Annotated in this window: 10 protein-coding genes; 4 read left to right on the plus strand and 6 right to left on the minus strand. The window is 70.8% G+C overall.

All coding sequences use genetic code 11. The features are described from left to right. Nucleotides 1-49 precede the first annotated feature (49 nt). Together ACNI3K_RS00355 and ACNI3K_RS00360 are read left to right on the plus strand one after the other, a co-directional pair. Complete coding sequence (locus ACNI3K_RS00355; RefSeq protein WP_419389878.1) at nucleotides 50-2,365, plus strand: glycoside hydrolase domain-containing protein; 2,316 nt, start codon at nucleotides 50-52, stop codon at nucleotides 2,363-2,365. Continuing rightward, on the plus strand, nucleotides 2,362-3,642 hold the full coding sequence (locus ACNI3K_RS00360) for a glycosyltransferase (RefSeq protein WP_419389879.1): 1,281 nt from the start codon (nucleotides 2,362-2,364) through the stop codon (nucleotides 3,640-3,642). Before ACNI3K_RS00355 ends, ACNI3K_RS00360 begins: the two co-directional genes overlap by 4 nt. A gap of 97 nt (nucleotides 3,643-3,739) precedes the next feature. On the opposite strand, the gene ACNI3K_RS00365 is transcribed toward ACNI3K_RS00360, so the two are convergent. From ACNI3K_RS00365 to ACNI3K_RS00375, 3 genes are read right to left on the minus strand one after another with little or no spacing between them, the layout of a single operon-like run. Beyond that, nucleotides 3,740-4,762: a hypothetical protein gene (locus ACNI3K_RS00365; protein WP_419389880.1), complete on the minus strand. Its 1,023-nt coding sequence runs from the start codon at nucleotides 4,760-4,762 to the stop codon at nucleotides 3,740-3,742. A 52-nt stretch (nucleotides 4,763-4,814) separates the two neighbouring features. Continuing rightward, a complete protein-coding gene (locus tag ACNI3K_RS00370) occupies nucleotides 4,815-5,390 on the minus strand; it encodes a GNAT family N-acetyltransferase (RefSeq protein WP_419389881.1) in 576 nt (191 codons plus the stop codon). A gap of 3 nt (nucleotides 5,391-5,393) precedes the next feature. Further along, nucleotides 5,394-6,620, minus strand: coding sequence for a molybdopterin molybdotransferase MoeA (locus tag ACNI3K_RS00375; RefSeq protein WP_419389882.1), 1,227 nt, complete (start codon nucleotides 6,618-6,620; stop codon nucleotides 5,394-5,396). 108 nt (nucleotides 6,621-6,728) lie between these two features. Between ACNI3K_RS00375 and ACNI3K_RS00380 the strand changes: the two genes are divergently transcribed. Further along, the gene (locus ACNI3K_RS00380) at nucleotides 6,729-7,355 is read left to right on the plus strand and encodes a 5-formyltetrahydrofolate cyclo-ligase (RefSeq protein WP_419389883.1); all 627 of its coding nucleotides are present in this window, start codon (nucleotides 6,729-6,731) and stop codon (nucleotides 7,353-7,355) included. Nucleotides 7,356-7,364: 9 nt separating this feature from the next. Beyond that, nucleotides 7,365-7,571 carry an FmdB family zinc ribbon protein gene (locus ACNI3K_RS00385; RefSeq protein WP_419389884.1) on the plus strand — a complete coding sequence of 69 codons (207 nt, stop codon included), beginning with the start codon at nucleotides 7,365-7,367 and terminating at the stop codon, nucleotides 7,569-7,571. A 19-nt stretch (nucleotides 7,572-7,590) separates the two neighbouring features. Here the strand turns inward: ACNI3K_RS00385 and ACNI3K_RS00390 are convergent, their stop codons facing one another. From ACNI3K_RS00390 to ACNI3K_RS00400, 3 genes are all read right to left on the minus strand, one after another. Continuing rightward, on the minus strand, nucleotides 7,591-11,832 hold the full coding sequence (locus ACNI3K_RS00390; protein WP_419389885.1) for a PDDEXK-like endonuclease domain-containing protein: 4,242 nt from the start codon (nucleotides 11,830-11,832) through the stop codon (nucleotides 7,591-7,593). 204 nt (nucleotides 11,833-12,036) lie between these two features. Then, nucleotides 12,037-14,205, minus strand: a complete 2,169-nt coding sequence (locus ACNI3K_RS00395) for a DEAD/DEAH box helicase (protein ID WP_419389886.1) — start codon at nucleotides 14,203-14,205, stop codon at nucleotides 12,037-12,039. Between the two features lie 437 nt (nucleotides 14,206-14,642). Beyond that, nucleotides 14,643-15,398 carry a diguanylate cyclase domain-containing protein gene (locus ACNI3K_RS00400; protein WP_419389887.1) on the minus strand — a complete coding sequence of 252 codons (756 nt, stop codon included), beginning with the start codon at nucleotides 15,396-15,398 and terminating at the stop codon, nucleotides 14,643-14,645. Nucleotides 15,399-15,406 lie beyond the last annotated feature (8 nt).

Below are 15,406 nucleotides of genomic sequence, written 5' to 3' on the forward strand. Positions count from 1 at the left end.
GCACCGGGATCCCCGCCACACGCCCGCAGCCGCACACAAGGAGGTGCCCGTGATCGACAATGTGGACCCGTTCATCGGCGTCGGCCGGACGGACCTCCCCGAACAGTCGGGGCTCGCGGCCACGTGGTGGTGGCCCAAGCCGCAGGTGGGCAACACGCACCCCGGCGCGACGTTCCCGCTCGGCATGGTCTCGGCATGCGCGTACTCCGGCGGCTACCCGACGGGCTACGGCAGCTTCGACCTCTCCACGGAGGGACTGCCGCCCACCCTTCCCCAGGCGGCCGATGCGGTCGCAGGCTCTCAGCGCGCGTCCGGCTTCACGCATTTCCAGCAGTCGGGCACGGGCGCGATCCGCAAGTACTACAACTACTTCCGCGTCACCCCCATGCTCGAGCCGCTCGACGTGCTGGGCCGCGACTGGGGCATCAGCGACGAGGACGCCACGCCGGGCTACTACGCCGCCACGCTGGACACTGGCGTGCGCGCCGAGATCACGGTCGGTCCCAAGAGCGCGGTCCACCGCTACACGTTCCCCGACCACCACGACGCCCGCGTGGTCGTCGACATGTCCATGGGCGGCCTGGCCATCCCCTACGGCGCGACGGTGCCGCTGCGCGCGCACCTCGAGTCGGTCCAGCCCGGCGTCGCGCAGGGAGAGATCGTTGTCGAGGGCGCTCCCCTCGCGGTCCACATCGAGTGCGACGCCGAGTCGTGGCGCCAGATGCTCTGGTACGACCGGCGGCTCATGCCCGGCGGCACGCGCCTGGACCTCGACCACATCCGCCCCACCACGCTGCGGCCGTTCGGACTCATGTGGGCCGGGCCGGCGATCGCGGGCCAGACCGTCGAGGTGCGCATCGGCTTCTCGCTACGAGGGGTCGACCAGGCGCGCAAGAACCTGCATCGCGACTGCGACGACCGCTCCCCCGCCTTCGACACCCGTCACGAGCGCACCCGCGCAGCCTGGCATGAGCACCTGGACGCGATCCGCATCGAGACGTCCAATGAGGATCGCCGCACGGTGTTCGCCACGGCGCTGTATCACTCGCTCATCAAGCCGTGCTTTGCCGCCGACGAGAGCCCGTTCTGGCCGTCGAGGGGCCCGTGGGTGTTCGACGTCTCGACTATGTGGGACATCTATCGCACCCAACTGCCGCTGCTCACCGCCCTTGCCCCCGAGCGGGCCGTCGAGCTCGCGAACGCCCTGCTCACCGTGTGCGAGCAAGAGGGCAACCTGCCTATCGGCTATCGCATGGCGCGTGGGTCCGACAGGTTCGGTCGTCAGGGCAGCGCGCTGGCCCACACCCTGCTGTCCGACATCTGCCAGCTGGGCCTGCCGGGGATGGACTGGGACTGGGCGCTGGTCCACATGCAGACGGACCTGCGGCGCATCTACGGCGAGGACTTTCTACAACAGGGCTATGCCCACCCCATCAGCCACACCCTGGACCTCGCCTTCGGCTACTGGTGCACCCAGCACGTCGCCTCGCTCGTCGAGGATCACGACCTCGCCGCCGAGTACGAGGAGCTGGCGACCCGCTGGGTCAATGCGTACGACGAAGGCACGGGGCTGCTCAAAGACTCCACGTTCTATGAGGGCACGCGGCACAACTACTCGTTCCGGATCCAGCATGACATGGAGGGGCGCATCGCCCTGGCGGGCGGCGACGAGGCCTTCGTCTCGATGCTCGACCAGTTCTTTGGCTACGGGGCCGATGCGGTGGTTCAGCCGGGCCTCGCGCCGGGTCCGAAGGAGATGGCGGAGGGATACGCCCTGGGCCGCTTCGAGGGCCTGAACAACGAGCCCGACATGGACGCACCATGGGCGTACTACTACGCGGGACGCCCCGACCGCACCGCCGAGGTGGTGCACGCCGTGGTCAACCAGCAGTTCGGCACCGGCCGCGGCGGGCTCCCCGGAAACGATGATTCGGGCGGGCTGTCGAGCTGGTACGTATGGGCGAGCCTGGGGCTGTTCCCCGTGGCCGGGCAGAACATCTTCCTGGTCCATCCGCCGTCGCTGCGTTACGCCTCGATGCCCATGGCCCGCGGCACCCTCACCATCGACACCTCAGGCTTCGAGGAGCCCACGGCCGGCGGCCCCGTGCTCTACGTGCAGTCCGTGAGCTTCAACGGCGCACCCCTCACCACGTCGTGGATCAGCGGCAACGCGCTTCACGAGGGCGGCCGTCTGCACATCTCGCTCGGCCCCGAGCCCAGCGATTGGGGACGGCAGGGGCGGCCCCCGTCCTTCAGGCCCGCGGCCGCACCCGTGCCACCCACCGCTTCCGCGACCGACGACGAGGGCGTCCAGACCGTGGACCACATCACCGGCGGCGAGCCGCCACTCGAGGAGGCACCATGAACGCCATCCCGTCCCGCCGACTCGTGATCGTGGTGCGCGCGGACCCGGTGATCTGCGGACATTCGGGGGAGGCGCGCAACCTCGCCGAGGCCGCCCTCCACCGCGGCTTCGATGAGGTGCGGATCGTCACCTGGCCCCTCGAACGCCTCGAGGAGACCGGACTGCCGCTCAAGCCCCTCGACACCGTCATGCCGTACAGCCCCGGCATCATCGTCGAGCGCCCCGAGCCCGTGGGCGGCTACAAGATCCCCGACGGCCGCTACCTTGCCGGTCTGACGGGCCGCCTCGTCGAGCTCTTCACCGACGGCGTGCCCACCGTGTGCATGTCGCTGTATCTTTCGCCCCACACCATCGCGGTGGCCGATGCGATCCGGACTGCGCGCTCGACCGGCCTCCCTGTGCGGGTCACGACCATCGCCGAGGCGGTGGGCTCCGATGTCACCGACGTGGTGCGCGCGTGCGTCGAGGAGGACCGGTTCGGCGCCGCGGCCCACGTGCTGTCGAGCTACCTCAGCCAGGACGTGTGCGTGGCGGTCTCCGAGTACACCAAGCATGTCATCGTCGAGGCCGCCACCGAGATCGACGTGCGTCACGGAACGGCGTTCGCATCACAGTGCCGCGAGCGCATCGGCATCTCCTACCCCGCGATCGACACGGCCTCCTACCTCGACCTCGACGGCGCCGAGACCGACCGCGTGCTGGACTCGCGCGGCCTCGAGCGCGAGGGCTACGTGCTGTACCTGTCGCGCTTGGGAGCCGCCAAGGGGGTCGACGACCTCATCGACGGCTTTGCCGCCTCGATGGCCGGGCACTCGCTGCGGCTTGTGATCGCAGGCCGCGGCCCTGACGCCGAGGAACTGCACCGTCACGCGGCGAGCTCGCCCGCCGCCGAGCGGATTGTCTTCCTGGACGATGTGGGCGACGAGGAGAAGCCGCACCTGATGGCCGCGTGCGCCGTCTACGCGCTGCCGTCCAAGCCGCGCCCCGAGTTCACCGAGACCTTCGGCATCGCCCTGGTGGAGCAGATGCTCGCCGGGGGCGGCCCCGTGATCACCACCGATACCGGGGGCATCCCGGAGGCGGTGGGCGACACCGCCTTCACCGTTCCGGTGAACGACCCCGCGGCCATCGCCGCCGCGATCGACAACGCCGTCCTGGGGATGGACGCGGCGGCGCGGACGGCGCACCAGGACCGTGCCCGCGCGTACGCCATGCAGTTCGACAGGACCGTGGTCTTCGACCTGTTGTTCGAGAAGGTCGCGACACAGGTGCGCTGAGGGCCCGCCGGCCGTCCACACTCGACCCGAGCGTCGGGACGGCGTCAGGCGCTGGCGGTTGCGCCTGTTCTTAAGCGCTGGCGCGCCTGTGCCGCTTTTAAGCGCTGGCGCGCCGCCGGCGGGCGAGGATCTGGTCGAGCGCCGCCGTGGTCGTGGACTGCTCCTCGCTCACGTGCTGCCCGTTCGTGGACTCACCGGGAGCATCGTCCGCACGCAGGCTGCCCCAGCGCTCCGCGCGCTGCTTCGCGGCGTCGTAGTCCTCGTCGGAGATGGGGCGCGCTTCACGGGGGCGCACTGAGGACTTGAGGGTGTACGCCGGTGCGGGCATCTCCGCCGGGCTCCACGGCGCGGGCTGCGAAGTCCGTTCACCCTCGCCGCGCTCGGCGGGAAGCTCGGGTGCCGGCACCGGGGCGGGTGCGGCCAGCGGAGCGAGGTCCTCGGTAGTGAGCACGCGAATCGCCTGGGTGGCGAGCTCCGACGGCTGGGCCTCGTGGCCAGCCGCGCGCTCGCGGGTGACGGTGCGGAGCGCCTGCGTGGCGGTCGCGGCGGCCTCGACCTCGCGGGCGATGGCGCGGGCGGTCTCGTCGGCGCGGCGCTGGGCGGCTGCCACGCGGGCACCGGTGACGACGATTCCGGCGAAGGCCGCGGTCGCGAATGCGCCCACGTATGGAGAGAGCGTGGTGAAGCCGACGGCGCCCCACGTCCCCACCGCGATGATCATCGCGACCGTCGCGACGGTGGCGCGTCGCCGGGCCTGAGCGGTGCGCTCGGCCAGCACGGCGGCACGGTCGCGACGCAGGGCGTCGCGCTCTCGCTGGGCGTGAACGGCGGCGCGGTCGAGAGGAGTGGCGGGACGGGACATGGACTCGGCGCGCTCCGACTCAATGCGAGCGGCCCGCTCCCCGCCGGTGCGCAGCAGCGGCACCTCGCCGGAGTCGCTGGACGGCCGTGCGACGGCCCGCTGAATGCGCTCCGCGGTCGACTTCACGACCCGCATGTCGGAGGAGTAGCGGTCGTCGACGCGGACGAGCGCATACTCGCCGCGCTCTTTGATGCGCTGCGGCAGAACGTACGCGACGATGATGCCGAGCGCGACTATCGCGAGGAGTCCTGCAACCATGGCACGACCGTACGGCGCGGGGGGCACCAAGCCCCGGATGGCGCGCGGCGTGTCAACGAGCCTCCAACCAATATCGGCCGATGCGCGCCTCTTCTTGAGTCATCGCGTACACCCGGTGGTCTCTCCAGTCGCGATCGATGTGGAGATACGACTGACGCAGCCCCTCCTCGCGCAGCCCCAGTTTCTCGACCACCCGCAGGCTCGCGACGTTCTCGGGACGTACCGCGATCTCGATGCGGTGCAGCCCGCGCTCGAACGAGAACTCGGTGGCCATCGCGACCGCGCGCGGCGTGATGCCCCGCCCGGCATGGGACTCGGCGATCCAGTAGCCGATCGACGCCCCCCGCTCGGCGCCCCAGCGGATGCTGGACACCGAGACTCGCCCCACGATCTCGCCCTGGAACTCGATCACGAAGGGGTAGGCGGACTCGTCGCGCCATTGCCGCCTCTCGCGGCGCACGAGAGTGCGAAAGGTCGCGGTCGGCTCCGTGCTCCCCGGAGGAGCGGTCGCCTCCCACTGCTGCAGCCAGGCCCGGTTGTCCCTCCGGAGGCGATTCCATGCGTGCTCGTCGCGCCGTGTGAGGGTGCGCAGCGTGACGTCCCCCGAGGTGACGACCGGCGGGCGCATCGGCTATCCGCCCCAGGCGGTGCACTCGACGATGTCGCCCGGGTGCACCACGCTCTCCTGCGGCCCCGACCACACCAGCGCATCGGCCCGCGCAAGGTCGGTGAGCGCGAGCGCATCCGCCCCTACAGGGGTGACGGCCGGCAGGTCGTGGTCCTGGTGGTCGACCACCACGGGCATCGCGGTCACGAGGCCGGGCGGGACGACCCACGTCTTGCGCACCCGGGCACGGAACACCGGTCGCTCGACGTCGGGATGCCCGCACAGCGCGCGCAGCGCCTGGCGCACGTACGCCTCGAAGGCGAGCGCGGCTCCCGCGGGAGCTCCGGGCAGTGCGATCACGGGGATGTCGCGAGAGCCGGCGGAGATGGTGCCCAGCCCATGGCGGCCCACGGGACGCAGCTGCAGGTCCACGGCCTCGAAGCCGCCCATGCGTGCCAGCACGTCCGCGACGGTGTCGTGCACCCCGTCGGACAGCCCGCCGGTGGTGATCATGACGTCGGCCCGCACGAGCTGATCCTCGAGGGTCGAACGCAGCCGCAGCGGATCGTCTGACACGGCGCCCACACGGTAGGCCTTGGCACCGGTCTCCAGGACCAGTGACGCGAGCATATGGGTGGTGGACTCGGGAACGCCGCCGCCTGGACGCACGGCGCCGGGCTCGACGAGCTCGTCTCCCACGGCCATGATCACCACTCGGGGGACGGGCCGCACGTGCAGCCGCGAGCGCCCGAGTGCGGCCGCCACGGCAATCTGCCGGGGGCCGATGCGGGTGCCAGCGCGCACGATCACGTCGCCGGCCGTGGCGTCGAAGCCCGCGGGGCGCACCCCGTCACCCGGGTGCACCGAGTGCGCGATGCCCACGCGTGCGACGCCCTGGTCCGTGTCCGCGAGGGCCACCACCGCATCGGCCCCCATGGGCACCGGGGCACCGGAAGGGATGCGTGCGGCGGCACGCGGCACGTGACGACGGGGCGAGCGCGAGTCGAAGCTCACGTCGTGGGAGACGGGAAGCCGCACCGGGGCGCCAGGGTGCGCGGCGGCAACGTCTGCGCTCGCCACGGCGTAGCCGTCGCGTGCGGCGATGGGCACCGCCGGCATGGCCTGGGAGGCGATGAGGTCCTCGGCGAGCGTCGCGCCCGCGGTGTCGCCCAGCAGCACGTCGAGCACCGGACCCGGGGCGAGGGCCTCCGCCACGGCGGTGCGATGGCCATCAAGGCTCCGGACTGTCACGCACGCATTGTCTCGTGCCGCACGCAGGGCCCGCAACCAACGCTCGTCACTGCCCCCTGTGAGAGCGCCGACACAGCGGGTTCATGTTTGTTTGAGACACTGGTGATCATGACGCCGCAGTCGCACGCCACCCGCGCGCCCTCCCCTGAGGATGTGAAGGCGCAACTGCGCACCTCCATCCGCAAGGCACGCCTCCACCGATCCGAACGCAGGAATGCGGAACTCGCGCAGGCACTGCGCGATCTCGCTCTCGACGACCCCGCGATTGCCGGGGCGCAGTGCGTGTCGGTCTATGCCTCCCGTCCGCACGAGCCCGGCACGCTGCCGCTGATCTCCGCGCTGCACGAGCGCGGCGTGAAGGTGCTGATCCCGCGGCTCGGCGACGGGCTCCAGCGGGGCTGGTCGCTCTACCAGGGCGCCGAAGACCTCGTCGAACGCGCTCCCGGGCGCCCGCCGGAGCCCTCCGGCGAGTTCTTGCCGTCGGAGGCCATCCGCGAGGCCGAGGCGATCGTGGTGCCGGCGCTCGCCGTCGATGCGCAGGGAACCCGACTGGGTCAGGGTGGCGGCTGGTACGACCGCGCGCTGTGCCAGGTCCGCGACGAGGTGCCGATCATCGCGTTCACCTTCGCGGCCGAGTTCCGGGGGCACGACGAGCTGCTGCTTCCCTGCGAGCCGCATGACGTCCCCGTCCACCGAGTGATCACGCCGCAAGGAACCACCTCTGTTCCCGCGTAGAATGCGCGCATGCCCACTTACGTCTACGCGTGCCGCGCGTGCGGCCACAGGTTCGACGCGGTCCAGTCGATCCACGACGATTCGCTCGAGGCGTGCCCCGAGTGCTCCGGCGCGCTGCGCCGCGTGTTCGGCACGGTCGGCGTGACCTTCAAGGGTCCGGGTTTCTACCGCAACGACTCCCGGCCAACTGCCAAAGAGTCCTCCTCGGGCTCCTGACGCCTCGCGGCAGCGAGCCTCACCAGTGAGGCGGCCGCTCCCGCTTGATCTCGTCCTCGCGGGCGTTGCCGTACCCCTCGCCCCATCCCTCATCGGTGTCCTCGGACGCGCGGGTGGGGATCAGCGGACGATCGGTTCCCCTGCTGCGGTCCTTCGACGTCCGCGGCCGCTCCGCGTCCTTGCGCTTGCCCGCACCGTTGGGCTCGGCCGCACCATCGGAGCCACTGTGGACGGCCGATGCGCTCGCCAGCTTGGGTACGCCGAAGCCTAGGCGCGGCGCGGCGGGCGAAGCGGGGGTCTCGTCAACTTCGGTTTCGGTTTCGGTTTCGCGAGAATCGGCGGCGCCGGGCTCGCCCGTGTCGCTGTCGCCCACGTCGGGCTTCGGGTCACCGTTACCGTCACCTTCCTCGGGTTCGACGGCGACCTCGCCCGTCGGCTCGTCGACGTCATCCGGTCGCTGACCGTCCTCGTCAAAATCGAAGGTCCCCGCCACCTCGACGGGACCGGACTGCCCAGCCCCCGCATCGGCCGTCTGGGTCGGCTCGGCCGGCGCGCTCTCGGGCGCAATGCGCAGGGAGGCCGTCGTGACATCGGGCTCGGCGATCTCGCTCTGGTCGAAGATGCCCTCCGCGGGCTGCTGGGCGGGCACCATGTCGATCTCGAGCGCCTCTTGGACGTGCTCCGGTCCACCGGTCTCGAGCGCCGACCGCACCTGCTCCGCAGCCGCGTCGGGATCCATGAACACGTCGAGGGTCCACAGTGGCACCACGGTCCAGCCCAGCGCCTCGAGCGACGTCCGCTGCCACCGCACCCGGTCGCGCAGCGACGCGGATCCCGCGGGCGCGGCCTCGTCGGTGACGACGGCGACGCGGTATCCGCGGTCATGCCGACCGCCCACCGCCATCGGCACCGCATCAGGACCGTTGCCGTAGCGCACGTGCACGCCGAACCCTTCGAATCGCAGGCGGTTGGCGACGTCAGAGAGCAGCCAGTCGCTTGGGGCGGGCTCGGGTCGCTCGGGGGCGATCGGCTGCTCCGTCCCGGCCTGCAGCAGCTCGCGCAGATCCTCGATGCCGTCGCCGTCGTCCCCTGCGGTCGGGAGCCGGTCTGCGGCGATCGCGCAGAAGACGGTGACGTAGGCGCGGGAGGCAACGAGCGCCTGGACGAGGGCGTGGCGGCCCCAGGGCTCAGCCAAGGCGCCCAGCCGGTCCGGCACCGTGCCTCGCGAGTCGCGGGCATACCCCAACGAAAGGACCACCTCGTCGACGGAGTGGCCGGCCGCGTCTCCCATCACCTCGACGGGAACCGCGGCGGCAAGGCGAGTGCTGCGCTCCTTGAGACCCTCGGCGAGGCGAGCCGCGTGGAGCGCGTTGCCGGCGACGATGACCACGTCCCGTCGGGGCAACGAATCGAAGGCGCGCGCCACGTGCTCCACGACGGCCGCAACCTCAGCACGCGTGGACTCGACGGCATCGGCCCTGGCAACTGGAGATCCGACGCCGTCCACCGTGCGCACCTCGAAGCGGCTCTCGTCGCCTGGCGCAGGGAGCGCCTCGATGCTGCGCCCGTAGGCGGCGCGCGAGAGCGCCGCGGTCACGCGCACGTCGCGGCCTTGCGGCAGGGCGTGCAGGGTGACATGCGGCAGCAACTCAGCGAGCGCTGCGACGGCGGACCTGGTTGCGGCGTGGGCGTCTCCCACCACCACCACCTGCTTGGCCCGTGCCAGTGTGGGGACCAGCTCAGCGAGCGCGAGAGACTCCGAGGCCACCACCACCGCGATGTCGAAGGCCCGCGCGGGTGGGGCGAGACGCGACACCTGCTCGGCCTTCGCCACGACGACCGGGCGCAACGCAGTCGACAGCGGGCCGAAGTCCCTCCACAGCTCCTTGATGGACGCGTCTGCCCCCTCGACCAGCGCGGCAAAGAGGTCGCGCGCCAGCTCGGGATGGCGGGCGATGGCAGAGCGGCGGCGCTCCGCAGCGGCGCGCATCAACGGTCCCACTCGCGCCTTCGAGAACGCCTGATCGGAGGTGCGGAAGTGCTCCACCGCAGCTCCCAGCGCCCCATAGTCGGTCAGCGTCGGGTCCGTGCGCACGATCGCGTCGAAGGCCGCGGCCCACCACGCGAACTCGAGGTCCCGGCGCACTTGCGCATCGGACGCGTCTCTCTCGCGCAGGTCCTCGATCAGCGGTCCGAGACCGACCGCGTCGAGGTCGATCTCCAACGGATCGCCGGCGTCCGGGTCGATGGTGCCGGGCAGCCCCTGCGCGAGGCGGTCGAGCTCGCCGACCATCTCGTCCCACGGCGCTGCGGCGAGGTCCTCCTCGCCCACCACCAGCCTGACGGTCGGGGCGAGCGTGCCCCACATGGCGGACGCATCCGCGACCCGCTCGGCGAACACGTCGTAGTCGTCGGGCACGGTGGGCCATCCACCTGCCGAGCAGTGCGCACGCCAACGTAGCGCGAGATCGTGTGCGCGCACCAAGTCCTCGTGGAGCGTGTCCTTGCCGCGGCCGGGCCGGAGCAGCTCCACGGCGCGGCGCATCAGCGCGCGGCGTTCGCGGCGCGGCAAGTCCACGTGCCGCGACGAGTCGTGGGGAGCCGTCGCCGCGACCAAGTCGTGCAGCGACCGGTGGAACACCGCCGGAGAGAAGATCTCGAGCAGTTCGCGCAGCGCCTCGAACATGCGCACCTGGTCGAACCACGTCGCCATCGAGGCGGCCTCGTCGACGCCCGTCTCATGAGCGGCGATGGCGGCCTCGGCCCGCATCTTGGGAATCGCCCGGCCCAACAGCGTCGCGAGCGCCTCGTCGAGGCCAGCGCCGTCCTCGGGATCCGCGTGGCCGGCCCACCACGACTCGGCTTGAGACGCGGGGGCGGGGTCTTCGGCGGGAGCGGCAGCAGGCGCACCATCGTCGGGTCGCAGCGCGGCCACCAACGCGGCGGAGACGGAGGCGAAGCCGTGATCGGCGACCACGGCGCCGGCGTCCTTGCTGAGTCTCAGCGCAGTGCCGGGAGTGAGGTCGGAGGTGGTGAGACGCACGATGGCCTGCACGGCCTCGAAGACGCTTACTCCCCAAGGCCGGTGAGAGCGGTGCAGTGCGTCGAAGCGGCGGTGCAAGTCTCCCCGCGCGCGCAGCAAGGTCTCCCCCGCCGCGCGCAGGCCGTCGTCATCAACCTGAGGCGTGCCCATGGTGATCGACTCGAGAAGTCGCGCCCGCGCATCGGCATTCCAAGCGGGGACGGTGCCGTCGATGACCAGGTCCTGCGCACCGAGGGCACGCACCCGAACACCGATCGCGCGCAGCGCGCGCTCCTGGCCGCCCACGACCGCCACGGTCTTCCCCGATGCCGCGCCATCGGCGGCGATCGCGGCCGCAGTGCCCACCACGTCGGACCCGGGAGGAGCCTGCAGGAACACATCGCGACCGGTGGCGATCAAGTCGAGGGCCGCGAACTGGACATCGTCGAGGTCGCCGATCCCGCGCTCGGCGAAGGGGTCGCGATCTCCGCGGGGGAAGGCGGGCAGCGGCTCACCGAGCTGCGCCTGCGCGTCGTGATCGCCGGCAGCCGCCGCCAGCACCGTGGACCCGGCGATGACGGGGTCGCAGTCGTCGAGGTCGTCGAGCAGCCGCTGCTCGGGATCGTCGAAGGCGCCCAGCAGCAGCCGGTCCACGACCTCGAGATCGTCGCCGAACAGGTCCTTCAGCCCCCGCACGTGCTCCCACAGCGGGCGCGGGTCGAACTCGCGTCCACCGGCGATCACGGGCAGCGCGGAGTCGCGGCCGGACTCGCCCGCACGCTCGCGGACCAATGTCGTGAAGACGGGGTTGACGAGGACGTCATCGCGCAAGGTGATCTGCACGTCATCGGTGCGGTGCCGCTCTAGTCCCACGGGGCGCATGAGCAGCGGCATCTCCACGCGTTCGCCGCGTTCGGTCCAGGACACCGTGCCAACCACGAGCGCTGCCGTCCACGCGCCGGTGGCCGCCCGCACGCGCTCCGCCTCGTCAAGGATCAGCCGGCCACGGTGCAGACCCGCTTCGCGCACCTGCGGATCGCGCAGCAGAGAGGAGATCGCGGTGGGCCGGTTGGCGAAGAGCTGGGCGAGGCCCGAGGGGTGGCCGGCGCGGATGTCGACCAGGCTCGCCTGCGTCGCCGCAAGGTCCCTGAGAGGGGACACGGTCGCCCGGTCCTGAAGCTGTTCGCGCCACTCTCGGAGGGCGTCAGCCACGAGCGCGCGCCCGATGTAATCCACCACTCCCCTACGGTATACGGCGGGCCCGGGGATGCCTCGCCACCACGCCGCCGCCGGTCTGGGGGATGACGTACGGGGCCGGAAACACGAACAGTGCGCGCCCGCTTGCACAGCCGGCGCGCACCGTCACCGGGATTGTGGACCTCAAGGGCACCCGGCGTCAAGCCAGGCGCGGTCGTCCCAGTTCAATGCGGGATAAGGCGCCAGTCATCGACCGAGTTCGGCGGCCGTGGTGTCCGCGATCACACCTTCGGTGACGAGCGCATTCGTCAGCAGCTCGACCAGGGCGTCCACCTGCACATCCGTCGACGTGGACGCGTCCTCCTCAGCCGCCCCGTCCAGCGCACGAGCAGCCAGTCCCGCCTTGCTATCGATCAGTCGGGCGATCGTCGAGTCGATGGTCTGCGCAGCGATGATCCGCCACGCCGTCACCGGCTCGGACTGGCCGATGCGGTGGATCCGGTCGATGGCCTGGGTCTGCTCGGCGTCAGTCCAGGACAACTCGGACAGCACAAGATTGGAGGCGACCTGGAGGTTCAGCCCCACGCCGGCCGTGATCAGGGAGCACACCGCGATGGACACGTCCGGGTCGTGGGTGAACGCTGCGACTTGCTTCTCCCGCACTGCCGTCGTCTGGTCGCCGCGGATTGAGGCATAGCGAATGCCTCGATCCGCGAAGGTCTGCTCCGCCTGATCCAGCACGTCGACGTGCTTGGCGAAGAACACCACCTTGCCGACGTTGCGAGCTAGTTGCGCGGCGTAGTCTGCGGCCGGCCCTGCCTTGGCCTGGCCGATCCTCCGGACCATCGTGAACACGTTCTCGCCCCCGACCTTCTGGCCCGAGTCCTTGAGCTCTCCCGCCGCCACCCGGCGCGCGAGGTCGAGATCGATGCCTTCTGTGGGTTCGTCGTCCGTGCGCGCAGCCATCGCGGCCTGGTAGCGAGCGACCAGTCGGCGCGCAAGCGCGGCCTCCGCAGCGCGGATCGAGCGGCCCGCTGCCCCGTCGAGCTCGACCGGCAGGTCCGCCACGCGGCGCGCGGGAAGATCCGCGACGACGTCGACCTTGCGACGGCGCACGATTCCCATGTTGATGACCGCGGACCGCGCGGCGACATCGAAGCCCCGGTCGGCTGGGGTGAGCCCGGTCTCCTCGAGAGCCGCCATCAGGCTGCGCAGCGGCTTGTCGTCGTCGATCCAGCCGAGGAACTGCCAGATCGCCCGGAAGTCCTCGATGTCGTTGATGAGCGGCGTGCCGGTGAGCGCCATCATCAAGGGGCGGGGGGCGCGTGCGCGGATGTCCTTAGCGATCGCCAGCACGTGCTGCGAGCGCCTGGAGCCCTTGTTCTTGATGAAGTGCGCCTCGTCGACGACCATGCCGCGGAAGCCCAGGTCTCCGAGCCAGCCCATGTGCCGATCCAACAGCTCGTAGTTCACGATCACAACGTCTGCAAAACCGTCGACGCGCTCCCCATCGCCATGCACGACCGTTGCGCGGCGCTGCGGCGTCCACAAGTCCACCTCGTGCGCCCAGTTCGTCTTGACGACGTTGGGCACCACCACCAGCAAGGGATAGGCATCGGCCGCCTGCGCGGCGAGCAGTGCCTGCGCGGTCTTGCCCAGACCAGGCTCGTCGGCGAGCAGGAAGGTCCGATGCCCGCGCGCCGCGGCCGCGACCACTTGGGCCTGGTGCGGCATCAGGGCGTCACCATGGAGAACTGGCAAGGGGCCCGGCTCGGGCAGGGGCATACAGGCAGGGGTCCCGTTAGAGCCCTTCTCGAAGGCCCGGAACAGGGGCTCGAGCAGCTCCCATCCGGCCAGTCGATGGGACCGGGGAGTGCGCCGGTCGCTCGTACTCTCGAACTCCGGGGCGAGGAAGGGATTCGCCATCTGGCGTGAGATCACCGATTGCGGGACGACTTTCTTCTCGACGACGGGCTCAGGCTCGACGGGCTCAGGCTCCTCCGGCGGCTCGAGGCCCGCGGCGCGCATCACCGTCGCCTTGTACTCGCGTGCCGATGGGGACAGCTGCGCGTCCTCGGCCAGCAGCTGAAGGAGCGAGGTGTCCCGGGCTGCAATTCTGGCGAGTTGGGTAGCCACGCCATCGAGCCGCCGCAACTCTTGCGACCGCTTTGCAGAACTCAACGAGGCATCGGCCATCACTCGGGCCCGCTCCTCCTGGACAAGCAGCGCGACCACCTGAAATTTGGTGCGGGCCGGTGACCGCGCGGGCGGGCGCTTGACCGCGCCGTCCACCTCGCGGGCGATGCCCGCCAGCACGGGGATCAGCCCTTGGTCCTGGGCGCGCGGCGCGCGCCGTCGCTGAGATCCCGAATCCGCGCGCGCCCGACCGGACCGACGCTGGCCTGCTCTTGCCACATATCCTCCGAGAGCACCCTCGACACGGCTCGACGCATGTGCGCCTCGACCGCGTGCCCGGTTTCGCGCCCACGACGGCTGCGGGAGCCCCACGGGCACTCGCCCAGGGCATATCCGGTCACTCGCCGTGCGCCGGGCCGTCCACCCTGTGTGAACGACCGCTGGTCACGAGCCCCACTCACGCTGCTACGGCTCCTGTGTCCGTCATGCTGCGGCTGGAGCATCGGTCCCCAACATATCCGTGCGTCTGTGCAGATTCGACCTGTCGACACCCGTATGTGGACACCTGATTCGAGAACTATCGTACTGCTCCAGGTGGAGCGGCTGGTTCGTGACCGCCCGGGGGAGCGTGGGAACGCCTCCGTCGCAGGTGTGGCCGTCGCACAGAGACACCACTTCGGTGTGGGGTCGGCGCGCCGGTAGCGCGACGCACGTTCCTAGCCGTTGCCGCTGTGAAGGACGCAGGCTCCCCGCCCGCTCCGCTTCGCGTCGTACATGGCGGCGTCAGCCGCCGCGACGATCGCATCGGGAGTGACCAGCCCGTCAAAGCTCACAGCCACGCCGATGCTGCTCGTGGTGGAGTACCTGTGCTCGCCAAAGCCATAGGAAAGTCGGAGCCTGTCGCCGATCCGGCGGGCCACCGCCAGAGCGGCCTCGCCAGAGGCGACCTCATCCAGGAGAACGACGAACTCGTCTCCGCCCACACGCGCGGCAGTGTCTCCTGCTCGGAGCTCGCCGCTGATGCGTCGAGCCGCGTCGATCAGCAGCTGATCACCGGCCGCGTGGCCGAACATGTCATTCACGGTCTTGAAGTCGTCGAGGTCGAGGAAGAGGATCGCGAAGCCCGTCACGCGTCTGTCCGCGGCGTGCAGGCGCTGGGACAGCCGGTCCCAGAACGCCGCGCGATTTGCCAGTCCCGTGAGATCATCCTGCAACGCGCGGCGGCTCAGCTCCTGGGTGGCGATCGCGAGCTCGGCCGTGCGGTCAACGACGCGGCGCTCGAGCTCGGCGTAGGACGCCTCGATCTCCTCACCGAGCGCGTTCACGCCGGCTGCCACCGCGTCGATGATGTCGCCTGCGGGCCCGACGGCGGCGCGCGCGTCGAACTTCAGTGCCGCGATGTCCTGGATGACGCCCACGACTTCCTCGAGCCGACGTTCAATGTCCGCGAGGCCGCCGGTCTCCGGTGGCATCGACGCCC

The organism is Demequina ureilytica, assembly GCF_048553575.1.
GTDB lineage: Bacteria > Actinomycetota > Actinomycetes > Actinomycetales > Demequinaceae > Demequina.

What these genes read in the sequence shown, in the direction of transcription:
- ACNI3K_RS00370 (WP_419389881.1), bottom strand. Translation starts at nt 5,390, where the DNA reads ATGCGCCCGCCGGTCGTCACCTCGGGGGACGTCACGCTGCGCACCCTC.
- ACNI3K_RS00380 (WP_419389883.1), top strand. Translation starts at nt 6,729, where the DNA reads ATGACGCCGCAGTCGCACGCCACCCGCGCGCCCTCCCCTGAGGATGTG.
- ACNI3K_RS00360 (WP_419389879.1), top strand. Translation starts at nt 2,362, where the DNA reads ATGAACGCCATCCCGTCCCGCCGACTCGTGATCGTGGTGCGCGCGGAC.
- ACNI3K_RS00400 (WP_419389887.1), bottom strand. Translation starts at nt 15,398, where the DNA reads ATGCCACCGGAGACCGGCGGCCTCGCGGACATTGAACGTCGGCTCGAG.
- ACNI3K_RS00365 (WP_419389880.1), bottom strand. Translation starts at nt 4,762, where the DNA reads ATGGTTGCAGGACTCCTCGCGATAGTCGCGCTCGGCATCATCGTCGCG.
- ACNI3K_RS00385 (WP_419389884.1), top strand. Translation starts at nt 7,365, where the DNA reads ATGCCCACTTACGTCTACGCGTGCCGCGCGTGCGGCCACAGGTTCGAC.